This is a genomic window from Burkholderia pulmonis (assembly GCF_984667975.1).
This window is the reverse complement of the sequence record NZ_OZ480186.1, coordinates 2,011,546-2,036,524: the sequence shown is the minus strand read 5'-3', so window position 1 is coordinate 2,036,524 and position 24,979 is coordinate 2,011,546. Positions and strand designations below refer to the sequence as shown.

Annotated in this window: 25 protein-coding genes; 16 read left to right on the top strand and 9 right to left on the bottom strand. The window is 67.1% G+C overall.

All coding sequences use genetic code 11. The features are described 5' to 3' along the window. The first annotated feature begins 293 nt into the window (after positions 1–293). The 5 genes from AC5LXK_RS09395 to AC5LXK_RS09375 are packed head-to-tail and all read left to right on the top strand — an operon-like array spanning position 294 to position 5,196. Positions 294–1,043 (top strand): FkbM family methyltransferase, encoded by a 750-nt coding sequence (locus AC5LXK_RS09395; RefSeq protein ID WP_493388612.1) that lies wholly within the window; start codon positions 294–296, stop codon positions 1,041–1,043. After that, on the top strand, positions 1,044–2,039 hold the full coding sequence (locus AC5LXK_RS09390) for a phosphotransferase enzyme family protein (protein ID WP_493388611.1): 996 nt from the start codon (positions 1,044–1,046) through the stop codon (positions 2,037–2,039). A gap of 1 nt (position 2,040) precedes the next feature. Further along, complete coding sequence (locus tag AC5LXK_RS09385) at positions 2,041–2,919, top strand: 4Fe-4S cluster-binding domain-containing protein (protein ID WP_493388610.1); 879 nt, start codon at positions 2,041–2,043, stop codon at positions 2,917–2,919. After that, a complete protein-coding gene (locus AC5LXK_RS09380; protein ID WP_493388609.1) occupies positions 2,916–3,983 on the top strand; it encodes an asparagine synthase-related protein in 1,068 nt (355 codons plus the stop codon). Before AC5LXK_RS09385 ends, AC5LXK_RS09380 begins: the two co-directional genes overlap by 4 nt. Before the next feature lie 7 nt (positions 3,984–3,990). Continuing rightward, a complete protein-coding gene (locus tag AC5LXK_RS09375) occupies positions 3,991–5,196 on the top strand; it encodes a glycosyltransferase (RefSeq protein ID WP_493388608.1) in 1,206 nt (401 codons plus the stop codon). Here AC5LXK_RS09375 and AC5LXK_RS09370 read toward each other — a convergent pair. Beyond that, entirely contained in the window at positions 5,153–5,842 is a 690-nt protein-coding gene (locus tag AC5LXK_RS09370) for a cephalosporin hydroxylase family protein (RefSeq protein WP_493388607.1), read from the bottom strand. The genes AC5LXK_RS09375 and AC5LXK_RS09370 overlap by 44 nt on opposite strands. Before the next feature lie 25 nt (positions 5,843–5,867). Between AC5LXK_RS09370 and AC5LXK_RS09365 the strand changes: the two genes are divergently transcribed. Further along, on the top strand, positions 5,868–6,833 hold the full coding sequence (locus tag AC5LXK_RS09365; protein WP_493388606.1) for a phosphotransferase: 966 nt from the start codon (positions 5,868–5,870) through the stop codon (positions 6,831–6,833). A 12-nt stretch (positions 6,834–6,845) separates the two neighbouring features. Here the strand turns inward: AC5LXK_RS09365 and AC5LXK_RS09360 are convergent, their stop codons facing one another. The 3 genes from AC5LXK_RS09360 to AC5LXK_RS09350 all read right to left on the bottom strand — a co-directional run bounded on the left by AC5LXK_RS09360 (position 6,846) and on the right by AC5LXK_RS09350 (position 9,345). After that, entirely contained in the window at positions 6,846–7,421 is a 576-nt protein-coding gene (locus AC5LXK_RS09360) for a polysaccharide deacetylase family protein (RefSeq protein WP_493388605.1), read from the bottom strand. A 186-nt stretch (positions 7,422–7,607) separates the two neighbouring features. Continuing rightward, the gene (locus AC5LXK_RS09355; RefSeq protein WP_493388604.1) at positions 7,608–8,594 is read right to left on the bottom strand and encodes a hypothetical protein; all 987 of its coding nucleotides are present in this window, start codon (positions 8,592–8,594) and stop codon (positions 7,608–7,610) included. Between the two features lie 202 nt (positions 8,595–8,796). Beyond that, on the bottom strand, positions 8,797–9,345 hold the full coding sequence (locus tag AC5LXK_RS09350) for a hypothetical protein (RefSeq protein ID WP_493388603.1): 549 nt from the start codon (positions 9,343–9,345) through the stop codon (positions 8,797–8,799). A gap of 258 nt (positions 9,346–9,603) precedes the next feature. Here AC5LXK_RS09350 and AC5LXK_RS09345 point away from each other — a divergent pair, with 258 nt between their 5' ends. Further along, positions 9,604–10,089 (top strand): YjjA family protein, encoded by a 486-nt coding sequence (locus tag AC5LXK_RS09345; protein WP_493388602.1) that lies wholly within the window; start codon positions 9,604–9,606, stop codon positions 10,087–10,089. Between the two features lie 149 nt (positions 10,090–10,238). Here the strand turns inward: AC5LXK_RS09345 and AC5LXK_RS09340 are convergent, their stop codons facing one another. Next, complete coding sequence (locus AC5LXK_RS09340) at positions 10,239–10,604, bottom strand: hypothetical protein (RefSeq protein WP_493388601.1); 366 nt, start codon at positions 10,602–10,604, stop codon at positions 10,239–10,241. Between the two features lie 266 nt (positions 10,605–10,870). Here AC5LXK_RS09340 and AC5LXK_RS09335 point away from each other — a divergent pair, with 266 nt between their 5' ends. From AC5LXK_RS09335 to AC5LXK_RS09325, 3 genes are all read left to right on the top strand, one after another. Continuing rightward, positions 10,871–12,307 carry an aldehyde dehydrogenase family protein gene (locus tag AC5LXK_RS09335; RefSeq protein WP_493388600.1) on the top strand — a complete coding sequence of 479 codons (1,437 nt, stop codon included), beginning with the start codon at positions 10,871–10,873 and terminating at the stop codon, positions 12,305–12,307. Between the two features lie 122 nt (positions 12,308–12,429). Continuing rightward, positions 12,430–13,620 carry an NAD(P)H-dependent flavin oxidoreductase gene (locus AC5LXK_RS09330; RefSeq protein ID WP_493388599.1) on the top strand — a complete coding sequence of 397 codons (1,191 nt, stop codon included), beginning with the start codon at positions 12,430–12,432 and terminating at the stop codon, positions 13,618–13,620. Positions 13,621–13,685: 65 nt separating this feature from the next. Next, on the top strand, positions 13,686–14,327 hold the full coding sequence (locus AC5LXK_RS09325) for an OmpW/AlkL family protein (protein ID WP_493388598.1): 642 nt from the start codon (positions 13,686–13,688) through the stop codon (positions 14,325–14,327). 74 nt (positions 14,328–14,401) lie between these two features. On the opposite strand, the gene AC5LXK_RS09320 is transcribed toward AC5LXK_RS09325, so the two are convergent. After that, on the bottom strand, positions 14,402–14,605 hold the full coding sequence (locus AC5LXK_RS09320; RefSeq protein WP_006493160.1) for a DUF1289 domain-containing protein: 204 nt from the start codon (positions 14,603–14,605) through the stop codon (positions 14,402–14,404). 423 nt (positions 14,606–15,028) lie between these two features. Here AC5LXK_RS09320 and AC5LXK_RS09315 point away from each other — a divergent pair, with 423 nt between their 5' ends. The 4 genes from AC5LXK_RS09315 to AC5LXK_RS09300 all read left to right on the top strand — a co-directional run bounded on the left by AC5LXK_RS09315 (position 15,029) and on the right by AC5LXK_RS09300 (position 19,111). Beyond that, a complete protein-coding gene (locus tag AC5LXK_RS09315) occupies positions 15,029–16,123 on the top strand; it encodes a polyamine ABC transporter substrate-binding protein (RefSeq protein WP_493388597.1) in 1,095 nt (364 codons plus the stop codon). Between the two features lie 86 nt (positions 16,124–16,209). Beyond that, complete coding sequence (locus AC5LXK_RS09310) at positions 16,210–17,370, top strand: ABC transporter ATP-binding protein (RefSeq protein WP_493388596.1); 1,161 nt, start codon at positions 16,210–16,212, stop codon at positions 17,368–17,370. After that, positions 17,367–18,293, top strand: a complete 927-nt coding sequence (locus tag AC5LXK_RS09305; RefSeq protein WP_493388595.1) for an ABC transporter permease subunit — start codon at positions 17,367–17,369, stop codon at positions 18,291–18,293. Before AC5LXK_RS09310 ends, AC5LXK_RS09305 begins: the two co-directional genes overlap by 4 nt. Further along, positions 18,290–19,111, top strand: a complete 822-nt coding sequence (locus AC5LXK_RS09300) for an ABC transporter permease subunit (protein ID WP_493388594.1) — start codon at positions 18,290–18,292, stop codon at positions 19,109–19,111. The genes AC5LXK_RS09305 and AC5LXK_RS09300 overlap by 4 nt, the downstream gene beginning before the upstream one ends. Positions 19,112–19,212: 101 nt before the next feature. On the opposite strand, the gene AC5LXK_RS09295 is transcribed toward AC5LXK_RS09300, so the two are convergent. Genes AC5LXK_RS09295 through AC5LXK_RS09285 form a run of 3 tightly spaced genes read right to left on the bottom strand, consistent with a single transcriptional unit; the run spans position 19,213 to position 22,619 of the window. After that, positions 19,213–20,019 carry a sulfite exporter TauE/SafE family protein gene (locus AC5LXK_RS09295; RefSeq protein ID WP_493388593.1) on the bottom strand — a complete coding sequence of 269 codons (807 nt, stop codon included), beginning with the start codon at positions 20,017–20,019 and terminating at the stop codon, positions 19,213–19,215. Positions 20,020–20,037: 18 nt separating this feature from the next. Then, on the bottom strand, positions 20,038–21,705 hold the full coding sequence (locus AC5LXK_RS09290; protein ID WP_493388592.1) for a bifunctional protein tyrosine phosphatase family protein/NAD(P)/FAD-dependent oxidoreductase: 1,668 nt from the start codon (positions 21,703–21,705) through the stop codon (positions 20,038–20,040). Between the two features lie 29 nt (positions 21,706–21,734). Beyond that, entirely contained in the window at positions 21,735–22,619 is an 885-nt protein-coding gene (locus AC5LXK_RS09285) for an MBL fold metallo-hydrolase (RefSeq protein WP_493388591.1), read from the bottom strand. Positions 22,620–22,872: 253 nt separating this feature from the next. Between AC5LXK_RS09285 and AC5LXK_RS09280 the strand changes: the two genes are divergently transcribed. Beyond that, complete coding sequence (locus AC5LXK_RS09280) at positions 22,873–24,255, top strand: sigma-54 interaction domain-containing protein (protein ID WP_493388590.1); 1,383 nt, start codon at positions 22,873–22,875, stop codon at positions 24,253–24,255. Positions 24,256–24,332: 77 nt separating this feature from the next. After that, a complete protein-coding gene (locus tag AC5LXK_RS09275) occupies positions 24,333–24,860 on the top strand; it encodes a M949_RS01915 family surface polysaccharide biosynthesis protein (RefSeq protein WP_493388589.1) in 528 nt (175 codons plus the stop codon). The last annotated feature ends 119 nt before the right edge of the window (positions 24,861–24,979 follow it).

Here is a 24,979-nt window from a genome sequence, read left to right as displayed (position 1 = left end):
GGGATATGCGAGACAGCAGAGGTAGTGTCCAGTTCATGACCTACATTGCTCTTCAATACCTCAGCTATTCGTGGGCGACATCATTCGGCAAGATGTGCCGGGCACCCCTAGCGAGCCGCCAGAACCGTATCAGGCCCGCATCGACAGCAATGTTGATGCGGGCTTTTTCATTTCCGCTTGCAGCGAAGTCCGGCAACGTCGCGCATTCCCGTTCCCTCCCGTCAATCGACTTCGGGTAAATTACCCACCGAACGCCAATCATCATTCCCCATTTGCCCCGGAGCTGCCCCTCGATGCCGGACCATCCTCTCCCGCTCGACCTGTCCGGCCTTGCGCCAAGCCTGTATGCGCAGGGCACCGAGGAAGGCATCCTCGCGCGCCTGATGGAGCGGATCGCGCCGACCAACCGCTTCTGCGTCGATATCGGCGCGAGCGACGGCCTGCGCAACAGCAATACCGCGCGGCTGCTCCGCGAACAGGATTGGGCCGGCGTACTGGTGGAACGCAGCGCATACCGGTTCGGCAAGCTTGCCGCGCATTACGCAGGTACCGAGCGCGTCCGTCTGCACCACGACCGCATCCAGCCCGACACGATCGACGAACTGCTCGCCGAAGCGAACACGCCGACCGACTTCGACCTGCTGTCGATCGACATCGACGGCAACGATTACTGGGTGTGGCGCGGGCTGCAGGCATTCCAGCCGCGCATCGTCGTGATCGAATACAACCCGTACTACACGCCGCCCGAGCGCTGGGTCATGTGCTTCAACCCGGATCACGAATGGGACGGCTCGACCTATTACGGCGCGAGCCTCGAATCGCTCGTGCATCTCGGCCGCCAGAAGGGGTATGAACTCGTCTGCTGCGACGACATGGGCAACAACGCGTTCTTCGTGCGACAGGACCTGTACCCGCTGCTCGGCATCGCCAACAACGATCCTTCGGTGCTGTTCCGGCCGGCGATGTACAAGCTGCGCTATGTCGGGCACAACACGTTCCTGACCGGTCATTCGTATCGTCACGGGCCGGCCGAGCACATCTGAATGGACACTCTCGCCGTCACCTTCGACGAAATTCGCGCGGCCTATGCGCTGGGCCGCAGTGGTGTGCCGCGCCGGGTCAGCGAGCGCGTGTGGCATCTGCCGGCCGACAGCGGCGATGGTGTGGCAGTCAAGCTCTACGCATCCGAACACCATGCGCGCGCGGCCAGGGAAGCCCGCGTCCTCGCGCATCTGGAAACGCATGGCGACAGCCGTTTCCGGGTTCAGAAGCTGGCGCGCACGACGTCCGGCGAATCGCTGTGGACGAACCCAGGTTCGCACGCGATGCTGACGCGCTGGGAAGCCGGGCAGTTCAAAACCTACGACACGTTTTCACCGGCCGAATGGGATGCGCTCGGCGCCAGTCTGGCCACGTTGCACCTGAGTCTCGAACATCTGCATTTGCCGTCGCTCGATACGATCCGTGCGCGGCTGACAGCGATCGATGCCGATGCGGTGCGGCGCAGTTTGCTCGATGCGCTGAATCGCGCACGCACGATCGACAGCGCCGCGAACCTGCGCCGTTACGTCGACCTCGCGCAGCGCATGCTCGACCGCTACTATCCCGGCAGCATCGAAGCGTTTCCCGTTGGCGATCCGCAGCACCCGATCCACAACGACTACAACCAGTTCAACTATCTGTTCACGGACACGCTGCCGCCGCTGATCCTGGACTGGGAAGCGTCGATCGGCGCGCCGCGCGAATACGAGCTGGTACGGTGCCTGAATCATTTGCCGCTGGAAGCGCCGCAGCTGGCCGCAGCGTTCGTGCGCGCGTACGGTCGGGTGCGGCCGGTCAATGCCGCACACATCGCCTGGGCTGTCGATGCCGCGTGCCTGCAGCACGCGCTCAAGTTGTGGGTCGTGCAAGGCTGGCTTGACGATCCGTCGCGCTTCGCGTCGCATCTGAGCGGTGCGGTGACGATGGCGTCCGCGATGGTGGACGCGCGCGATCGTCTGGTCGATTTCTTTTCACGTTGCGTGGAAGCAGGAAGCTGAAGTGAGTGCGAATCCGAACGAGACTCCGAATCCGTCGCCGTCCGGCGAGCGGCAGCATGTGTTTCCACCGCCGCTCGATCGCGACTACCGCGTCGAAAACGGTCGTATCCGGACCCGCTCGCTGGAAGCGCATATCGTCGATCACTGCAACCTGACCTGCGCGGAATGCTGCTCGCTGTCGCCGCTCTTGCCCGAGTGGCACGCGAGCCCCGAATCGATCGAAGCCGATCTGCGCAAGGCCGCGAAGGTGTTGAGCCCGCGGATGTTCAAGCTGGTCGGCGGCGAACCGCTGTTGCATCCTGCGCTCGTCGAACTCATCGAACGCGTGCGCGGAACGGGCATCGCGCCCGTGATCTCCGTCACGACGAACGGCCTGAAGCTCGGCGAGATGCCGGACGCATTCTGGCAGGCGGTGGATGCGCTGACGATCTCGCGCTATCCGAAGCCGGCGCTTTCGCCCGACCTGGTCGCGCATGTCGAGCGCCAGGCCGCACGTTTCGACGTGCGCCTGAACTGGAAGGTGCAGGACGTATTCACGACGATGAACCGCGCACAGCCCGGCACGGATCGCGACGAAGCGCAACGTCTCTATCACGATTGCTGGATCCGCGAGCGCTGCCATATGATTCGCGACGGCATGTTCTACACGTGCACGCGTCCCGCGCATTTCCATACGCTCTACAAGGGCGAGAAAGATTTTCAGACCGACGGCCTGCCGCTGCGCGACGACGCGGGCATGCTCGACGCGATGCTCGCCTATCTGCAGCGCGAGACGCCGCTCGAAGCGTGCCTGCATTGCCAGGGCGGCAGCGCGCCGGTGGCACCGCACCGCATCCTGAAACGCATTGAAGTGGACACCTTGAAGGCCCGTTATCCATGATCGTCGGCACGCGCGACCCGTTCGGTTTCGATCGGCTGCACTACCATCCGCGCAGCGGCGCGTGGGCGTCCGGCATCCGTGCCGTGGTGCACGCGTCGGGGCAGCCGGCCGGCGCGCCGGACCCGGCCGCCATCGCGGGCTACCTGAGCGGCGAACGCGTCGTCGGCCGCACCGTGCTGCGCGACGTGCTGGCGGTGCCGCCCGGTCACGCACTGATCCGTTCGCCGCGTGGCCTGGCGGTGCAGCCGGCGCCCGAACGGCCGCAACATGCCGATCTGGACACCGTGCTGCGCGCGTCGCTGCAACGCGCGCTCGACAGCGGCAAGCGGGTCGCGCTGGCGCTGAGCGGCGGGCTCGATTCGGCGCTGCTGCTCGCGTTGCTGCGCGAGCTCGGCGCACTGCCGCACGTGACGGCCTACATCCTCGCGACCGACATGCCCGATTATTGCGAACTCGACGCGGCGCTCGAACTCGCCACGCAGATGCAGGCGAACGTGAAGATCGTGCGCGCGAACGAGGCGGATTTCGTCGCGGCGCTGCCAAGGACGACCTATGCGGTCGAGGAGCCGATGTTCAACCTGCATCCCGTCGCGAAGCTGCTGCTGGCCGAGGCAATGGCGGCGGACGGGATCGAGGTGGCGATTACCGGCGACGGCGCGGATCAGGTATTGCGCCGCGACCAGTCGGCCAACTATCTGCCGTTGTGCCATGCACTGTTCGACGAAGCATCGGTCGACCTGCATCCGCCGTTCGTCGATGCGGCCGTCGTCGCGCATCTGACGAGCATCGCGCCCGACCCGGACAAGCAGTGCCTGCGCGATCTCGGTGCACGCCTGAACCTGCCGGACCGTCTCGTGCACGGCCCCAAGCGCGGGCGGCTCGCGCCGGCAATGGATCTCGCGTGGCTGCTCGATCGCGATCGCACGCATGCGCTGGCCGGCACGCTCGGCGTGGCCGTTCCCGCGCTGCAGGCCGATACCGAACGCGTGCTGTGGACGACGCTGACCCTGATCCTCGATCATCTCGAACACCTTCATCTCGATGCCGCGCATCGCCCGACCTGAGCCATTCATGAAACGCATCCTGTTCTGCGTGGTGCCCGAGAAGGGCCACGTCAATCCGTGCATCGGCCCGGCGCAGCACCTGCGCGCGGCCGGCTGCGACGTCGCGTTCTATGCGCCGGCCGACATCAGCGCCCAGCTCGATGGCGCCGGCGATTTCGCGTTCGTCGGCCCGCGCGAGACGCCCGAACGCCACGACCTGTCGCGCGGCGCGAGCTTCGCCGCGAACATTCGCGACGCCGACTGGCTGCGGCACTGGATCCGCACGCTGCTGATCGACCTTGCGCCGTCGCAGGTGGACGGCATTCGCACGGTACTGCGCGAATGGCGGCCCGACGTGGTCGTGATCGATCCGCTGCTCTATGCGGCGGCGATTGCCGCCGAGCTGGAAGGGCTGCCGTGGGTGTCGATGTCCAATTCGCTGAATCCGGTGCTGCCGGACGATCTCGATTCGGAACTGTTGCGCACGGTGCGATGGCTCGCGCCGGAACGCGCGAACCTGTTCGCGCGCTACGGGCTCGATGCACGCTTTCGCGGTTGCGACGTGCTGTCGCCGCACCTGACGCTCGCGTTCACGACCGACGCGCTGGTCGGCACGCCGCCGCCCGGGGTCGAGCTGGTCGGCCCCGCGATGCCGTCGGGCCCGCGCGGCGACGAGACGGCGTTCCCGTGGGAGCGGCTCGACGCGGATCGCCCGCTCGTCTACATGTCGCTCGGCAGCCAGCTTTACTACCACCCGGACGTGTTCGCGAAGGTGATCGACGCGACGCGCGCGACGTCGGCGCAACTGGTGCTGTCGGTCGGCGAACTGGTCGATTCGGATCTGCTGCCGGCTGCTGACGAGCGCGTGATCGCGGTGCGCTATGCGCCGCAACTGGCGCTGCTGCGGCGCACGCACGCGTTCGTCAGCCACGGCGGCGCGAATTCGGTGATGGAGTCGCTCGCGTGCGGCGTGCCGATGCTGCTGTCGCCGTTCTGCAATGACCAGTTTCATTCGGCGCACTTCGTCGAGCGGGCCGGCGCGGGGTGCGTGCTCGATCTGCAGCAGGCCGGCGTCGCGGATATTGCCGGCGCGCTCGAACGGCTGCTGCGCCCCGGTTCGCTGCGCGAGCACGCAGCGCGGATCCGCGACAGCTACGCGCAGGACGGCTCGGCGCAGGCCGCCCGGCTGATCAGCGCACTCGCTTCAGGAAGCCGCCTGGCGACAGCGTCATGAGCACGCGATCCTCGATGTCGTGATCGACTTCGAAGCGGTCGTCGCGGGCAAGAAAGGCATGGGCGGCGGTGGCCGGGTTGTTGCCCCGGCCGTACGGCTTGCCGTCGAACATCGACTCGGGCAGATACTCCATGATGGTATCCATCACGATCGCGTAGCTGCCGGGCGTCACGAGCGGGGCATAGCATTCGAGTTCGCGCAGCACATGCGCGTGGGTATGCGTGAGGTCGAGGATCGCCAGCACGCGCGCGCCGTCGCCGATCTGCGCGCGCACCGACGCGAGCGTGTCGGCCGCACACGATTCGCCTTCGATCAGCGTCATGCGGTGGGCGAGCCGGTGCGATTGCAGGCGCTGCCGGACGTCGTCGCGCAGGCGCGGTTCGACCGCGACGACGCGGCCGTCGTTGCCCGCCAGTTCCAGCATCGACGCGGAGAATACGACGCCGCCGCCGGCCGCGATGCCGGTCTGCACGATGCAGTCGGGGCGCTCGCGCCAGATCAGTTCCTGGAGCGCGAGCATGTCGCCGGGCAGATGGAAGAAGCGCTCGCCGAGCCAGCGCGTCTGGAACAGATGATCGAATTCGGCCGCGCGCGTCAGCCATTCGATGTTGATGTCCCGCATGCGGGCCGAAGGACGCTTTGACATGGTCAATGCAACGAGTAGGAGTGACGTGAAAACGCTGGAACCGTGGCTTCACCGGTACTGGAACATCGGGCCGGCGCGCGTGCAGGCGCTGGCGTCGGGCCATACTAACAAAACGTATCTCGTCGAATGCGAGGCGGGGCGTACGGTGCTGCGCGTGTCGTGGTCGGGCAAGCCGGCCGCGCAGGTGCATTGCGAGGCATCGATACTCGGTCGTCTCGGCGATCCGCGCACCGCGTCGATGCTGCCCGCGCTGCCGCGTCTGCGGCCGACCGCAGATGCGCAATCCGGCGTGCAGCTTCCCGATGGGCGCTGGTTGCATCTGTTCGAGCATATCGACGGCCGTCCCGGCCTGCCTGACGATGCGCAGGCAGGCGCGATCGACGCGATGCGCACGCTGGCGCATCTGCATGCGGCGCTGGCGGCCGTACCCGTGAGCGAATCTGCGCCGATGGCGTGGTTGTCGGCGCGTCATGCACGCGTCGCGTCGCGGGCGATGCCGTCGTTGCCAGGCGATTCGGGTAGCGACTACGACACGGTGATCCGGCGGATCGGCATGCATCTCGACGCGGCCGCGCCGTGGCTGACGGGGCCGGTGCATTGGCTGCACGGCGACTATCACGCGGGCAACCTGCTGTATGTGGGCAACACGGTGAACGGCGTGCTGGATTTCGACGACGTGGGGCAGGGCGCGCAATGGCTCGAGGCGGCCTTTGCGTTGTTTGCGCTGTCGCGCGATGCGGGCAGGGACGATCGCTTCGTGTTCGACGGGCAGCGATGGGAAGCCGGCCTCGACGCCTACGCGGCGACGCGGCCCGACGCCGCGCCGGACTGGATGCACGACAACCGCGACGCGCTGACGATGCTGTTCTGCGCGGACCAGACGCTGATCCATCTCGAAGCTGCACAGCGCGGGCTGTGGATGCCGGGGCCCGGCATCGGGTTCCTCGGCGGCTGGCGCCAGTTGCTGGACGGAGCGGTGCCCGGCAGCTAGGCGGCTGTCGCGTCAGTTTTGCCGATTCAGGAACAGGCGGACGGCTTCGACCGTGTTGGGCCGTGCTTCGCCATGGCGCGATCCGTCGTGCATGCAGAACAGGACGTCCTGATGTCGTGCGGCACTGTCGGCGACGTGCGCGCGCATCGCGTCGCACAGCGCCCGGGGTGACGGCGCGGGCCGTTGCCAGTCGTCCAGTATGGCGGTCCAGCCGGTGTGTTCGCGTTGCAGGTGCGCAAGGATGCCGGCGCGCTGGTCTTCCGGCTGCAGCCCGTAAGGCAGGCGCAGCGGGATGTCGTCCGGCGCGGGCCTGCCGGCCAGGCGATACGCGTCGCGAATCAGCGCGTCGGTTGCTTCGATTTCCCCGATCAGTTCGTGATCCGCCAGTACGCCCGGCCTCGCGTGCGAATGCGTGTGATTGCCAAGCAGATGACCTTCGCGCGCCATTCTCGCTGCGACGTCGAGTGTCACCGTCAGGTGCTTGCCGAGCAGGAAGAAGGTCGCCGGGCACGACGCGGCGTGCAGCACGTCGAGCAAGGCCGGCGTCGACGGGCCCGGGCCGTCGTCGAAACTGAGGCGGATGGACATCGCGGGTGGGGCGCGCCGTGTGAGTGAAACCCGAACGATAGCGCAATCCGTCGACGGGCTGTCCGGCCGCGACCGTCGGGACGGCACGCGTGCATGCGGCCCGTCACCGCGGGCAACGCGTTCGGGCGAGCCGGCAGCCTGCACTCACATGCGATGCGGTGTTTTTCCGCGCCGGCTCGCCGCGCGTTACATCGTCGTGCAGCCGTCGTCTTTCTTCTTGCGCGTCTTGTGATGCTTCGAGCGGCTGCCGCGCTCGTCGGCGTATTCCGTCAGCATCGCGTGCAATTCGTTCATGTAGACGGCCACATCGCGAGGATCCCGTACCTTTGACGCGACCTCGTCGTGGATCGCCTGCCAGTGCGATTCGTCGGACACGCGGTAGCCCTTGTTCTTCAGCAGGTGATGGACGGTGGATGCGTCGCGTTTGGCTGCCGAGGTGGTCGGCTTGTTCAGGCGGCGATCGATGGCGTTGACGACCAGGCGGAAGGTGTCGGCCGTGCCGACGGCGGGGCTGCCGGTCCGTTCGGGGGCGACCACCTCGCGGTTGAACGCCGGTATGTTCTCGTTGACGAGATCGATGCCGACGTGCGTCGAAGACTTGCGGTTGTCCGATCGCTCCAGCTTGACGTCGAGCAGGGCGCCCACGCCTTTTTCGAAATCGTCCCGGTGCGCATGCACCCTGAGCGATTCGCCCTCGTAGAGGAAGCGGCCGGACAGGCGCTCGAATGCGGCGTCGAGTTCTTCGGCCGATTGCATTTCGATGTCGACGTCCTTCGGCTCCTTCGGCACGCCCCGCAGGTGGCTGGCGAGGCTGCCGCCGAGCTTGGGTTTCAGGCCCGCGGAGTAAAGATGCTTCATCGCGAACTTGGCCACGAACGCCTTGTCCGCGAGCTTGGTACTGTCGGTGTCGGCACGCAGCGCATCGAGTCCGGCGAGGGTGCGCTCATAGCCGTGCTGTTCGATTGCCTGTCGCGTGCTCGGCGGACGGTTCAGCGCGTCGAAGCGATGATCGGCAAACGTCGCCCGTTCACCCAGTTGGGCCTGGGTCGACAGGTTCGAATCAACGTCGGATTCGCTCGAACTCGAACTCGCGTTCGAGGCCGATCCGCTTCCTGCTGTTCGTGTCGTCCGCATCGTGAGCTCCGTCAAAAGCAATTGGCATCCGTGCAGCATAGGACGCGCCGGCGCGCGGAAACGGGAGGATGCGAACGAAGGAGCCGAAACACGAACGCGGCCGTGCCGTGCATGACACGGTCATGGTTAAGCGAAACTGCGTGCGCTCGGGCGTCGATCGGTTCGAACGTCGTCTTCGTCGTGGCCTGCGCCGCGTGCCGCCGGGGGAATCGTCATCGCGTGCGCGGTGCGAACCGGCCGCCTATTCGACGGGGGCGATCGCCAGCGGGCACGTGCCGATCGGGTGCAGCCGCGTGCCGGTCCATTCGTAGAAGAAGCGGGCCGCCTTCGCGTTGTTGTCGTCGCACTCGTCGTTGAAGCAGCCCGCGACGATCAGCAGCGAACTGTCGGCGCGAAAATCGACGCGCTCGTCGTCGTTGCCCATCACACCCGAAATCGCCTTCACGCCCGGCATCGTGTAAGTCGCGCCCGAGTTCTTGTCGACGATCGCGAAATTCCGGCAATCCGTTCCGCAACCCCAGATCGCGACGCGATAGTGACCGGCAAAATTGGCCGGTTGCGCGAATGCATCGCGAATGACGGTGCGGTACAGGCGCGCTTCCTTGCTGGTCAGCCGGGGCGACGCAGCCGGCGTGCGCGGCGCGCTGGCGGCCGGTGCCGGATGGCGGTCGAACGCTGGCGATGCGCAAGCCGCCGCCGTTGCTGCGGGCGCCGCACCGGCGACACCGGAGCCGGCAATCAGCGCGGCCGATGCGCCGGCGATCAGCAGGAATCGATAAGCGAGCGCCACGCGGATGTCCTTCGTGTTCGGGGTTGATGTCGGGCCGGAGCGGACGAACGGCCGGCGACGACGATTCTATGACGCTTCGTGCGTGCCCGGCGACACGGACGGGATCGCCCGTCAAGCATTGTCAAATCACCGCGATATCACGATGCCTGACGTTTCATGCCGCACCCGAGGGGTGTCATGCCGCGGTTGATTGAGTATCCTTGGATTCGATTCGCAGTAATTCGCGGTACTCACGCAGTCACAACCGGGAGGCTTCACATGAATGCACGTCTATACCGCGCGACCGTTGCCGGCGCGCTGATCGGATTGCTCGCACCGTTTTCGGTGGCCCATGCGCAGCTTGGCGATGTCCTGAAACAGGTCGGCGGCGGCGGTGGTGATTCGGGCGGCAGCGCGGGCGGGGCGCTCGGCAACCTCGGCGGCCTCGGCGGCGCGCTGTCGGGCGGCGGCGGTTCGTCGCTGATGCCGGGCAGCACCGGCAACGTCGCGGGCCTGCTGCAGTTCTGCATCCAGAACAACTATCTCGGCGGGGCGTCCGGCGGCGGCGCGTCGTCGGTGAAGGACGCGCTGATGGGCAAGCTCGGCGGCAATGCGTCGTCCGACAGCGGTTATACGAGCGGCGCGAGCGGGATCCTCGACGCCGGCAACGGCAGCAAGCTCGATCTGAGCGGCGGCGGCCTGAAGCAGCAGATGACCAAGCAGATCTGCGACAAGGTGCTCACGCAGGCGAAGTCGCTGCTGTAAGCGCTGCGGCACGCGTTGCGCGTGCCGGCACCGGGGGCGGCGCGCGTGCACTGCCCCCGGCATCCATTCCTGCCGTTACGTTCGTTTCGGCGACAAGACCGCCGCGCCGCGCGATGCCGCGACCCGTGCGCAGGCGGCGCTCACGCGGTTCAATCGGCCAGCCGCTTGTCCGCGAGCGCCTTGCAGCAGTCTTCGTACACCCATTGCACGAGTTTCGCCCGATAGTCGAGATCGTCGGTATCGACGATTTCCTCGACCGCGTCGCGCGCCCACGACGCGTCGACGAACCCCGCATGCCGCTTCGCGATGTCCTGCGCGAGCGCTGCGAGCTTCGCGACCGTGAGCCAGTCGGCCTGGCGGTGATGGCGGTCGAGCCAGCGGTGCGCGGCCTGGACCTGGAACATGGCGTCCGGCCACGATTCGTTGAGGTAAAACGCGCCGAGATTGCCGCAGGTGAGCCAGCAAAGCAGCTCCAGGCGGTCTTGCGAGCCGAGGGTATGGGGTGCGTCGGACATGGCAGCGCTCACGAGATGCGTCGATTCCGGGCGGCGCCGGCCGCAACGGGCCGGTGCCGATAATAAAAACATAGCACGATGCGGGCCCGGCCGCGCACCCGGGCGGATGCTGACGCGGCGCCGATGGCCCGAACGCCGCGCCCCATGCACGGTGGGCGGCAGAGCAGGGGCGCGATGGCGCTCCGGTCCTTTCGAATGGCTGTCAATCGTCACACCGGCGGACCGAAACGGTCGCTAGAATGTCGGCTTCCCTGGAGGCGGAAACGATGAAAATCTACGACCAGTTCTACATCGACGGCGCATGGCGCAAACCGGCCGGAACCGGCACGATCGACGTGATCGATTCAGGCACCGAGGCCGTGATCGGCCGGATTCCCGAAGGCGCCGCAGCCGACGCGCAGGACGCGATCCGTGCGGCGCGCGCGGCCTTCGACGCATGGGCGGCCACGCCGGCCGCGACGCGCGCGGGCTACCTGCGCAAGATCGTCGAGCATCTGCAGGCGCGCAGCGAGGAGCTTGCGCAGTCGATCACCGGTGAAGTCGGCATGCCGATCAAGCTGTCGCGCGCGATCCAGGTCGGCGGCCCGATCTACAACTGGAAGGCGTACGCGAAGCTCGCCGAGTCGTTCGAATTCGAGGCACAGGTCGGCAACTCGCTCGTGGTGCGCGAGCCGGTCGGCGTCGTCGCGGCGATCACGCCGTGGAACTACCCGCTCAACCAGGTCACGCTGAAAGTGGCGCCGGCGCTCGCGGCCGGCTGCACGGTCGTCCTGAAGCCGTCCGAAGTCGCGCCGCTGAACGCGTTCATCCTCGCCGAAGCGATTCACGAAGCCGGGCTGCCGGCCGGCGTGTTCAACCTCGTGTGCGGCTACGGCCCGGTCGTCGGCGAAGTGCTGGCCACCGATCCGGACGTCGACATGGTGTCGTTCACGGGTTCGACGCGCGCGGGCAAGCGCGTGGCCGAACTGGCGGCCGCGGGTGTCAAGCGCGTCGCGCTGGAGCTGGGCGGCAAGTCCGCGTCGGTGATCCTCGACGATGCCGATTTCGCGGCGGCGGTGAAGGGCACGGTCAATGCGTGCTACCTGAACGCGGGGCAGACCTGCTCGGCGCACACGCGCATGCTGGTGCCGGAAGCGCGCTACGACGAAGCGCGCGAGATCGCGAAGGCCGCGGCCGAAACGTACGTCGCGGGCGATCCGCGGCAGGATGCGACGCGGCTCGGCGCACTCGCGTCGGCCGTGCAGCAGCAGCGCGTGCAGGCCTACATCCAGCGCGGGATCGACGAAGGCGCGGAACTCGTGACGGGCGGCACCGGTTTGCCGGAAGGGCTCGCGAAGGGCTTCTTCGTGAAGCCGACGGTGTTCGGCCGGGTCGATCCGAAATCGACGATCGCGCAGGAGGAGATCTTCGGGCCGGTGCTGTCGATCATCACGTATCGCGACGAAGACGAAGCCGTGCGCATCGCGAACGATTCGCCGTACGGGCTCGGCGGCGCGGTGTGGGCCGGCAGCGACGAACGTGCGATGGGCGTCGCGCGCCGCATCCGCACCGGGCAGGTCGACATCAACGGCGGCACGTGGAACGGCGCCGCGCCGTTCGGCGGTTACAAGCAGTCGGGGCACGGCCGCGAGAACGGCGTGTACGGGCTCGAAGAGTATCTCGAGTACAAGTCGATGCAGCTGAAGCCTGCGAAGCCGGCCTGAGCGCCGCTCGTGGCATGAACCGGAAACGGCACGCTTGCGTGCCGTTTTTTATTGACGGCCGTCAAGGTGCGCGTCGGTGGATCGTCGATCATCGCGGTTTCGATGTTCCGACGAGGTTTCAGATGACCGTACGCACTTCCTTTCCGCCGCTGACGATTCGCGGCCGCACGTTGTTGCCCGTCGTGCAGGGTGGCATGGGCGTCGGCATCTCCGCGCACCGGCTGGCGGGCAGCGTCGCGCGCGAAGGCGCGGTCGGCACGATCGCGAGCATCGACCTGCGCCACCATCATGCGGACCTGCTCGCGCGCTGCCGTGCGCAACCCGGCCGCGCAACGCTCGAAGCCGCGAACCTCGAAGCGCTCGCGCGCGAGATCCGTCTCGCTAAGACCTGGAGCGAAGGGCGCGGGATGATCGCGGTCAACGTGATGAAGGCGGTGAGCGCGCATGCGGACTACGTACGCGTCGCGTGCGACGAGGGGGCGGACGCGATCGTGATGGGCGCGGGGCTGCCGCTCGACCTGCCCGATCTCACGCAGGGATACGACATCGCGCTGATTCCGATCCTGTCGGACAGCCGCGGGATCGCGCTGGTGCTGAAGAAGTGGATGAAGAAGGGGCGCCTGCCCGATGCGATCGTGATCGAGCATCCGGCGCATGCGGGCGGCCACCTCGGCGTCACGCAGATCGACGACATGCACGACGGCCGCTTCGATTTCGCGCGCGTGCTCGACGAGACTGCGCAGGTGATGGCGTCGCTCGGCCTCGCGCGCGAAACGATTCCGCTGATCGTTGCGGGCGGAATCAACAGTCACGACACGGTGCGCGCGGCATTCAAGGCCGGCGCGAACGGCGTGCAGGTCGGGACGCCGTTCGCGGTGACGGAAGAGGGCGACGCGCATCCGCAGTTCAAGCGCGTGCTCGCCGACGCGACGCCCGACGACATCGTCGAATTCGTCAGCGTGACGGGGCTGCCGGCGCGCGCGGTAAAGACGCCGTGGCTCGATCGCTACCTGCGCAACGAGACGCGCATCCGCAACAAGCTCGGCGCGTTGAAGCAGCGCTGCCCGACGGCGCTCGAATGCCTGAGCGTATGCGGCCTGCGAGACGGCATCGAAAAGTTCGGCCACTTCTGCATCGACACGCGGCTCGCGGCCGCGCTGCGCGGCGACGTCGCGAACGGGCTGTTCTTCCGGGGCCGCGAAGCGTTGCCGTTCGGCCGCGCGATCCGCAGCGTGCGCGATTTGCTCGACCTGCTGCTGACGGGCCGTGCGGCCGAGCCTGCGGCAAACCGCCCCACGTTTACGCTGGCTTGACCGATATCAAGATGGCGAAAAGACCCTACTGGGAGAATGGAAACCATTCTTTGGGGGTCCGTACCATGCATAAAACGATTCGAACTTGTGTCACCGCTGCCGCCGTCGCGGCAGGCCTCGCTGCGATGCCGTCGCTGTCCTGCGCGGCATCGCCGGGCGACGGCATCAACCAGGGTGACGTACTCGTTCGGCTTCGCGCAATCAGCATCCAGCCGAACGAGCGCGCGAGCGACACGCTCGGCGCAATCAACACCGGCGTGAACAACGCGATCGTGCCGGAGCTCGACTTCACGTACATGATCCGCGATTACCTCGGGGTCGAGCTGATCCTCGGTACGTCGCGGCATCAGCTGACGTCGAGCCTCGGCAATCTGGGCGGCGTGGGCGTGCTGCCGCCGACGCTGCTGCTGCAGTATCACTTCAATCATGCGGGCAAGGTGCGCCCGTACGTCGGCGCCGGCTTGAACTACACGTACTTCTACAACAACGGGCTCAACGTCGGCGGGCAGGGCGTGTCGATCAACAAGAGCAGCTTCGGCCCCGCGCTGCAGTTCGGCGTGGATGTGCAGGTGACGAAGAAGGTGTTCATGAACGTCGACGTGAAGAAGATCTGGATGAGCACCGATGCGACGCTGGGCGACAAGGGCATCGGCACGCTGCACATCGATCCGCTGATCGTCGGCGTGGGCGTCGGGATGAAGTTCTGACGCAGCGGGAAAAGAACAGAGTTGGGGTTGGCGGCATGGCGGTCGGCATGCCGCTTTTTTTTTGCGCGGCGGATTTACAGCTTGTCGTACTGGAAGCGCATCGCGGTGCCTTCGCGCGTGATGCGCTCCCACACCGCACGTTTTTCGTCATCGCTCAGGAACACCCAGTTCGATACTTCGGCGGCCGTGCGGCCGCAGCCCTTGCAGACTTCGTCGAAGAGGGTCGAGCACACGCCGATGCAGGGGCTGTCGGGCAGGTCGTGGAGATTGGAGGCCATCGGAAGGGTTCGCGCAGTTGAATCGTCAGCCGCCATTTTAATCCATCGCGGCCGCCCGGTCGGGCGGTGGCGCCGGCGTGCTGTACCCGTGCGGGAGCGAGACAGTACGGCCGGGCGCGCGGCACAAGCGCCGGGCGGGCCGTGCGCCGGGCCCGCGAGCGCGGTTTCGCCGCGGTCCGTTTTTCCCGGTGGACAGCCGCCGATTACCCGATAGAATTCCCGGGGGACGCCCCGCCGCACGGGCAGGCCTGACGGGCCTGCGGCGGGAATCTGTTCCGTTTGCGCGACACCGGCATGATTTTTTTGTGACGGGGCGCGAATGATGGTAGTTTTCGGGGTTTTCGAGGGGCGGCGCGCCAGAATGCGCCGCCGTGACGAGGCAGACGGCAGCCGGGCAACGCGTCCGGCCGGAGGGAGAACGGGATGAAAGCAAAGGTAGTGGGCCGGTTCGCAGCGCTCGCGCTGTGCGTGGGTGCGTCGGCGGCAGCGGCGAAGGATACGCAGCTCAATGTCTATAACTGGTCGGACTACATTGCGAAGGACACGATCCCGAACTTCGAGAAGCAGACGGGCGTCAAGGTCCGCTACGACAACTACGACAGCGACGACACGCTGCAGGCGAAGCTGCTGACGGGCAGCTCGGGCTACGACATCGTCGTGCCGACCAGCAACTACGCGGGCAAGCAGATCGCCGCCGGCATCTTCGCGCCGCTCGACAAGTCGAAGCTGCCGAACCTCAAGTATCTCGATCCGCAACTGATGGCGCTCGTCGCCGGCGCGGATCCGGGCAACAAGTTCTCGGTGCCCTGGGCGTACGGCACGACCGGCCTCGCGTACAACGTGACGAAGGCGCAGCAGGTGCTCGGCAAGGTGCCGCTCGACAACTGGGACATCCTGTTCAAGCCGGAAAACCTCTCGAAGCTGAAGACCTGCGGCGTATCGGTGCTCGACGCGCCCGACCAGATGTTCGCGGCGACGCTGCACTACATCGGCAAGGATCCGATGAGCACGAACCCGGCCGACTACAAGGCCGCGATGGAAGTGCTGAAGAAGATCCGCCCGTACATCACGCAATTCAACTCGTCGGGCTACATCAACGACCTGGTCGGCGGCGACATCTGCTTCGCGTTCGGCTGGTCGGGCGACGTCGTGATCGCGAAGCATCGCGCGGTGGAAGCGAAGAAGTCGTACAAGATCGAGTACTACATTCCGAAGGGCGGCGCACCGGTGTGGTTCGACGTGATGGCGATCCCGAAGGATGCGAAGAACAAGGATGCCGCGCTGCAGTGGATCAACTACATCGAGGATCCGAAGGTGCACGCGGCGATCACGAACGCGGTGTACTACCCGAGCGCCAACGCCGAGGCACGCAAGTACGTGCGGCCCGACGTCGCGAACGACCCGGCCGTCTACCCGCCGGCCGACGTCGTGAAGACGCTGTTCCTGCTCAAGCCGCTGCCGCCTGAAATCCAGCGTCTGCAGACGCGTCTGTGGACCGAGCTGAAGTCGGGCCGCTGACGCGAGCCGAAGTGAACCAGCAGTCATGAAGCCCCTGGTGCCCCCGGGGGCTTTGTTCGTCTAACGCAGGAGAGAAGCAGCACATCATGAATAGCCAGTCGGGAGCGCCGGTTGCGGGCGCGCCGTTCTCCGTTTCCTCGTCCGGCGCCGATGCGCGCGCCGAGACCTTTGTCCAGATCGTCGACGTCGTCAAGAAATTCGGCGACACCGAAGCCGTGCGCAGCGTCAACCTGACCGTGCGCCAGGGCGAGCTGTTCGCGCTGCTCGGCAGCTCGGGCTGCGGCAAGTCGACGTTGCTGCGGATGCTCGCGGGCCTCGAGACGGTCACGTCGGGCAAGATCCTGATCGACGGCGAGGACCTCGCGCAGATGCCGCCGTACAAGCGGCCCGTGAACATGATGTTCCAGTCGTATGCGCTGTTCCCGCACATGTCGGTGGAGTCGAACGTCGCGTTCGGCCTCAAGCAGGAAGGCACGCCGAAGGCCGAGCTGAAGGAACGCGTCGCGTCGGCGCTCGAACTCGTGCAGATGAGCAAGTACGCGAAGCGCAAGCCGCACCAGCTTTCGGGCGGCCAGCAGCAGCGCGTCGCGCTCGCGCGTTCGCTGGTCAAGCGCCCGAAGCTGCTGCTGCTCGACGAGCCGATGTCCGCGCTCGACAAGCAGATCCGCCAGCGCACGCAGATCGAGCTCGTCAACATCCTGAACAAGGTCGGCGTCACCTGCATGATGGTCACGCACGACCAGGAAGAGGCGATGACGATGGCGAACCGCCTCGCGGTGATGAGCGAAGGGCAGATCGTGCAGATCGGCTCGCCGAACGAGGTGTACGAATACCCGAACAGCCGGTTCTCGGCCGAATTCATCGGCTCGACGAACCTGTTCGAAGGCGTGACCGTCGAGGACGAGCCCGACCACGTGTACATCGAGTCGCCGGAGCTGCCGAGCCGGCTGTACGTGAGCCACGGGATCTCGGGCCCGCTCGGGATGCCGGTCTCGGTGTCGGTGCGCCCAGAACGGATCGCGCTCACGCGCAAGCCGCCCGAAGGCGCGTTCAACTGGGCGCGCGGCAGGATCAGCAACGTCGCGTACATGGGCGGCTATTCGCTGTATCACGTGAAGCTCGACGCGGGCAAGACGGTGATCGCGAACGTGTCGAGCCTCGCGATTTCCGAGCTCGACACACCGGCGCTCGGCGACGAGATCTACGTGCGCTGGAGCGCGACCGCCGGCGTGGTGCTGACGTCATGACCACGTTCAAGTCCCTGCTCGAGTGGCCGGTGCGGCGCTTCAACCTGACGGGCGCGACGGCGGTCGTCGCCGGGCCGTTCACGTGGCTCGTGCTGTTCTTCCTCGTGCCGTTCGTGCTGGTCGTCAAGATCAGCTTCGCGGAGCTGCAACTCGGCATCCCGCCGTACACCGAACTCGCGTCGTACACCGACGGTGTCGTGCACATCGCGCTGAACCTGTCGCACTACGCGTTCCTGTTCACGGACAGCCTGTACTTCGCGACCTACGTGAACTCGGTGTGGGTGGCCGCGATCACGACGCTGCTGTGCCTGCTGCTCGGCTATCCGATGGCGTACTACATCGCGCGCTCGAACCCGGCGACCCGCAACCTGCTGATGATGGGCGTGATGCTGCCGTTCTGGACGTCGTTCCTGATCCGCGTATATGCATGGATCGGCATCCTGAAGAACAACGGATTGCTGAACAATTTCCTGATGTGGATCGGCCTGACGCATACGCCGATCGAGCTGTACCGCACGAACTACGCGGTGTACATCGGGATGGTGTATTCGTACCTGCCGTTCCTCGTGATGCCGCTCTACGCGCACCTCGTGAAGATGGACCTGCGCCTGCTCGAAGCCGCGTACGACCTTGGCGCGAAGCCGTGGAAGGCGTTCGTGCAGATCACGCTGCCGCTGTCGAAGAACGGGATCATCGCGGGCTGCCTGCTGGTGTTCATCCCGGCGGTCGGCGAGTACGTGATTCCCGAGCTGCTCGGCGGTGCGAACACGCTGATGATCGGCCGCGTGATGTGGAACGAGTTCTTCAACAACGCAGACTGGCCGATGGCGTCGGCGGTGACCTGCGCGATGGTGCTGCTGCTGCTTGTACCGATGGCGATGTTCCAGCACTTCCAGGCGAAGGAACAGGGAGGCCGTCGATGAAGCCGAATCGTTACCTGCAGTTCGCGGCGCTGTTTGCCGGCTTCGCGTTCCTGTACATCCCGATCATCAGCCTGATCGTCTATTCATTCAACGAGTCGAAGCTCGTCACCGTGTGGTCGGGTTTCTCGTTCCGCTGGTATGCGGCGCTCGTGCAGGACGACGAGCTGCTGACGGCCGCGTGGCTGTCGCTGAAGATCGGCGTGCTGACCGCGTTCGCGTCGGTGTTCATCGGCACGTGGGCCGGCTTCGTGCTTGCGCGGATGGGGCGTTTTCGCGGTTTCGCGCTGTTCAGCGGGATGATCAACGCGCCGCTCGTGATCCCCGAGGTGATCCAGGGGATCTCGCTGCTGCTGCTGTTCATCGAGCTGGCGAAGTGGATCGGCTGGCCGGCCGAGCGCGGCGTGTTCACGATCTGGCTCGGCCACGTGATGCTGTGCATCTCGTACGTTGCGATCATCGTGCAGTCGCGCGTGCGCGAGCTGAATCCGTCGCTGGAGGAAGCCGCGCTCGATCTCGGCGCGACGCCGTTGAAGGTCTTCTTCACGATTACGCTGCCGCTGATCTCGCAGGCGCTGATCGCGGGCTGGCTGCTGTCGTTCACGCTGTCGATCGACGACCTCGTGCTGTCGGCGTTCCTGTCGGGCCCCGGCTCGACGACGCTGCCGCTCGTCGTGTTCTCGCGCGTGCGTCTCGGCCTGAACCCGGAGATGAACGCACTCGCGACACTGTTCATCGTCGCGGTGACGGCCGGCGTCGTGATCGCGAACTTCGTGATGCTGAGACAGGAGCGCAAGCGGATGGCGGGGCTCGCGGCCTGACGCTCAGGTTGTTGCAGCCACAATGAAAAACGCCCGGTGCCGACGACGAGTCGGGCCGGGCGTTTTGTCTGCGGCGGTGCGGAACTGCGGTGGCCGCCGGCTTACGCGCCGAATGCGGCTTTCGCCAGCAGCCCGAGCGCGACGCACACGAGCACGGCCGCGAAACCGGCCTGCACGTGCCGCGCGGAGAGGTGCCGCGACGCGCCGCGGCCGGCGGCCATGCCGAGCGCGGTCGCGACGGTGAACCACAGCGTCACGTCGAGCGGCGCACGCGTGCCCGACACGAGCGTCGCGAGCATGCCGCCCGTGCCGACCAGCGCGATCACCATCAGCGATGTCGCGACGACGCCGTGCATCGACACGTTCGTGAACTTGCGCAGCATCGGCACGATCACGAAGCCGCCGCCGACGCCGAGCAATCCCGTCATCAGGCCCGTCACCGCGCCGGTCGACGCCAGTGCGACACCGACCGGCCAGGACCAGACGAGACGGCCCGTGTCGGGGTTGATGCGACCGACGCATAGCGGCGACGCGTCCGCATCGACGGTGACGTTGCGCAGCGCCTGCCGCAGCAGGCGACCGGCGACGACCAGCATCGTCAGCGCGAACAGCGTGAGCAGCAGGCGCTGCGGCAGCATGTGCGCGAGCCGCACGCCGAGCGTGGTCAGCGGTACGCCGGCCACGGCCATCAGCAGCGCCGCGCGATAGCGCACGAGCCCGCGGCGGAAGCCTTCGAGCGCGCCGAGCGCGGCGCTGCCGGCTACCGCGACGAGTGCGACGGGCGTGGCCTGTTGCATCGGCCAGCTCATCCCGACGACGAGCGCGGGCACCGCGAGAATGCCGCCGCCGGCGCCGGTCAGGCCGAGCACGGCGCCGACGAAGCCGCCGAGTACGAGGGAAATCAACATGACGTCATCGCACTCCGGTCAACGTACGACGGCCGGCTTCGCGAGCCACTCGCGGCCCTTGAGCATCGCCTTCCAGTAGAGCGGCGGCAGCACGCGTTCCTTGAGCAGCCACGCGAGCCGCGACGGGCGCTTGCCGTCGATCAGCCATGCAGGGAAGGTCGGGGCGACCTTGCCGCCGTACAGGAATTCGGCGAGCACGATCTTGCCGCGCTCGACGGTGAGCGGGCACGAGCCGTAGCCGTCGTACGCAGCGTCGCCGTGCGCGCGGCCGAGCGCCGCGAGCAGGTTGTGCGCGACGACGGGCGCCTGCTTGCGGGCGGCCGCGGCCGTCTTCGCATTGGTCGTGTTGGTGACGTCGCCGAGCGCGTAGATGTCCGGAAACTGCTTGTGCCGCAGCGTCGCCGGATCGACGTCGATCCAGCCGGCCGCATCGGCGAGCGGGCTCGACCGCACGAAGTCGGGCGCCTTCTGCGGCGGCACGACGTGGATCATGTCGAACGCACGCTCGACGGTTTCCTTGCCGCCGTCCGGCAGCGCACGCGTGAACGTCGCGCGGCGGGCGGGCCCGTCGATCGCGACGAGGTTGTGGCCGAACGACAGCGCGATGTCGTAGCTTTTCACGTACTCCATCAGCGCGGGCACGTAGTCGGCCACGCCGAACAGCGCGCCGCCCGCATTCAGGAACTCGACGTTCGCGGCTTCGAGCCGTCCCGCGCGCCGCCAGTGGTCGCACGACAGGTACATCGCCTTTTGCGGCGCACCCGCGCACTTGATCGGCATCGGCGGCTGCGTGAAGAGCGCGTTGCCGCCGCGGAACGCACGCACGAGCTCCCATGTGTACGGTGCGAGATCGTAGCGGTAGTTCGACGTGACGCCGTTGCGGCCGAGCGTGTCGGCGAGGCCGTCGATCGCCTGCCAGTCGAGCTTGAGCCCCGGGCATACGACGAGCTTGCGATAGCCGATGCGGCGGCAGCCGTCGAGCACGACCGTGTGTGCGTCGGGCTCGAAGCCCGCGACGGCGGCCTGGATCCGGTGCACGCCGCGCGGCAGCACGTCGGTCATCGGCCGGGCGGTGGTCTCGGGCCGGAACACGCCCGCGCCGACCATCGTCCAGCCCGGCTGGTAGTAGTGGACATCGGCAGGATCGATCACCGCGATGTCGAGCGACGCATCGCGCGCGAGCAGGCTCGACGCGACCGCGATGCCGGCCGCACCCGCGCCGACGATCACGATGTCGTGCCGCGAGTCCACGGCCGGTGCCGCGTGGCGGCCGCCCGGTGCGACACGCGATGCGACCGCGCTCAGGTCGTAGCCGGCCGCGCCGGCCGTCGCAACGATGTCGTTCAGCGGGCGCAGCCCTGCTTGCGACAGCGCCCACAGCGTGGCCGAGCGCGTGCCGCTGCGGCAGTACGCGAGCACGGGCGCGTCGAGCGATGCGACGAGCGCGCCGAACTGCGCGGCCTGGTCGTCGGTCACCTTGCCGGTATCGACCGGCAGGTAATGCACGTCGATGCCGAGCGGCGCGGCGGCCGCGCGGATCTCGGTGACGGTCGGCTGGTCGGCGCCTTCGCCGTCGGGACGGTTGCAGATGATCGCGCGGATGCCTGCCGCGTGAAGCGCGGGCAGGTCGGCCGCCGCGATCTGCGGCGAGACCGACAATGCGTCGGTCAGCTTGCGGATGGTCATGTCGGGGTTCTCCGGTGAGGGCGCGCGGCTCAGATCGCGTCGAGCGGGATCTTCAGGTAGCGCACGCCATTGTTCTCGGGTTCGGGCAGGTGGCCGGCGCGCATGTTGACCTGCACGGACGGCAGCATCAGCACGGGCATGTCGAGCGTCGCGTCGCGCGCGGTGCGCATCGCGACGAAATCGTCCTCGGTCACGCCGTCCTTCACGTGCACGTTCGCGCGGCGCTGTTCGGCGACGGTCGTCACGAACTGCACGTCGCGGCCGCCCGGCTGGTAGTCGTGGCACAGGTACAGGTGCGTATCGGGCGGCAGTGCGAGCACGCGCGCGATCGAGCGGTACAGCGTACGCGCATCGCCGCCGGGGAAATCGCAGCGCGCCGTGCCGTAGTCGGGCATGAACAGCGTGTCGCCGACGAATGCCGCACGCTGCGTCGCGTCATCGACGCAATAGGTCATGCACGCGGGCGTGTGGCCCGGCGTGTGCAGCGCGCGGATCGTCAGCGCGCCGAGCGCGAGCGTGTCGCCGTCGTCGACGAGCCGGTCGAACTGGCGGCCGTCTTCCGCGAAGCCGGTGCCCGCGTTGAACAGCGTGCCGAACACGCGCTGCACGCGGCGCACGTGCGAGCCGATCGCAATCTGGCCGCCGACCTGCGTTTTCAGGTACGGCGCGGCCGACAGGTGGTCGGCGTGCACGTGCGTCTCCAGCAGCCAGTGCACGGTCGCGCCGAGTTCGGCGACGCGGGCGATCAGCCGGTCGGCGCTGGTGGTGCGCGTGCGGCCGGATTTCGGGTCGTAGTCGAGCACGCTGTCGATCAGCGCGCACACGCGGCTCGCCGTATCGAGCAGGAGATAGCTGACGGTGTGGGTCGCCGGGTCGAAAAAGCCTTCGACCGACAGGGCGGGGGCGTTGCTCACGGGGTGTCCTCGATCGGTTTCTGCATCTGCAATCGGGATCTTTGATTCAAGAAGCGTGCCAGCTCGCGATGCGGCACCGGTCGATGTGCCAGGGGCTTGATTCGGCTCGGGTTTTCGGCGTGCCGGCGGCGACGGAAAGGTGCCCATGGCGTCCGGTCGATGATGGGGACTGCCACATCTGGCAGTGTCATGGCAGAATTGGCAGTCAGCCTGGCAGTCCGTCCGGGTGCCTCTTCACCGAGCGAGCCGCCGCATGAATCCGCACGACACCATTCCGATCGTTCCCGCGCCGCGTCGCGACGCAATGCCCGACGTACGCGCGCTCGTCGCGTATCTCGAGCAGGACCCGCAGCCGATGATCGTCGTCGATCCCGACTACCGCATCCTCGCGGCGAACGATGCGTACCGGCGTCAGTTCGGTGTAGCGGGTGTCGAGCACGTGGGTCGGCACTGCTTCCAGGTCTCGCATCACTACGACGTGCCGTGCGACCAGGCCGGCGAGCATTGTCCGATGAAGCAGGCGCTCGAATCGCGCGGGCTGAACCGCGTGCTGCACATCCATCACACGCCGCGCGGCCCCGAGCACGTCGACGTCGAGCTGCGGCCGATCTTCGATGCGGACGGCAACGTGATCGCGTATGTCGAGCGGCTGACGACGGTGCGCAGCGCGTCGGCGCAGCCGAGCGCGGAAGGGCTCGTCGGCGGCGCCGACGCATTCAACGCGGCGCTCGGCGCGCTGCAGCGCGTCGCGCCGTCGACGCTGCCGGTGCTGTTGCTCGGCGAATCGGGCACGGGCAAGGAACTGTTCGCCCGCGCGTTGCACGAGGCGAGCGATCGCGCGATGGGGCCGTTCGTCGTCGTCGATTGCTCGGGGATCGCCGAGTCGCTGTTCGAGAGCGAACTGTTCGGCTACGAGAAGGGCGCGTTCACGGGTGCGAACCAGCGCAAGCCGGGCCTCGTCGAAACCGCGCAGGGCGGCACGTTGTTCCTCGACGAGATCGGCGACGTGCCGCTGCCGATGCAGGTGAAGCTGCTGCGGCTGATCGAATCGGGCACGTTCCGGCGCGTGGGCGGCGTCGAGGCGCTGCGCGCCGATTTCCGGCTCGTCGCGGCCACGCACAAGCCGCTGCGCGAGATGATCGACGACGGCCGGTTCCGGCAGGATCTCTACTACCGGATCAATGCGTTTCCGATCCCGCTGCCGGCGCTGCGCGAACGGCACGGCGACGTCGCGCTGCTGGCCGAATCGATCCTGCGGCGGATCGCGAACGCGCGCGGCAAGGCCGGCGACGCGAGTACGCGGCCGTTCGTGCTGACCGAGCGCGCGCGAGCATGCCTCGATGCGTATGCGTGGCCCGGCAACATCCGCGAGCTGCGCAACGTGCTCGAACGCGCGTGCCTGTTCGCGGACGACGGGACGATTCGCGTCGAGCATCTGCCGGCCGAACTCGTCGCGGCAGCGGCGGTGCCGCATGCGCATGCGTCGGACGCGCGCGGCGTGTCCGACGCGGAACTCGTGCGCATCGCACGCACGTTCGACGGCACGCGCAAGGCGCTCGCCGACCAGCTCGGATTGAGCGAGCGGACGTTGTACCGGCGCATGAAGGCGCTCGGGCTCGGCGCGCGCGATCGGTGAGCGGGCGGGTCGCGCGCGGCTGGCCGCGGCACGCGGCTTTGCCGATAATGGCGCGGTCGATTTCAACTCCTTTGCCGATGAAAAAACGCTTCTTTCCGCCTTGCCTGTTGCTCGCCGCCACCATGCTTTGCAACCCGGCACAGGCTGCCGACTACGCGTGGACCGATGCGGCCGGCGCGCATGCGGTGACGCTTGCCAGAACCACGTCCGGCGACGACGTCGAACTCAAGGTGTCCGCGACGCTCGACGGCCGGCCGGACTGGACCGTGCGCGATTACGTGAAGGCGTGCCCGGTTGACGTGATCCTCGACGTCGTGCCGAAGTCGATCGAAATGCGCGACCTGCTCGGCAACGGCCACAAGCAGTTCCTGTTCGCATACACGATCGGCTGCCGTGGCGATGTCAGTGCCGATCAGGTGAAATACTTCCTCATCGATGCCGGCACGAAGTACGTGCTGCGCGGCGAGGAAACCGTCACGGTCAAGGGCAAGTTCATGGACGGCGGCGCGGCGCCCGTGCCGAATGCGGACCTGAAGGCGCAGCCCGCGTTTCTGCGCTACATGACGAAGCGCTGGCGGGGGATCAGCGTGCGTGACTACGACTAGGCGGGTGCCCGGCCGCCGCGTGCGATACGGCCGGGGGGGCGCGGGCGTAAGCATGGGGCACAATAAAAAATTACAACGAAACGACGATTAATTATCGTTTTACGATAATTATCGACGTA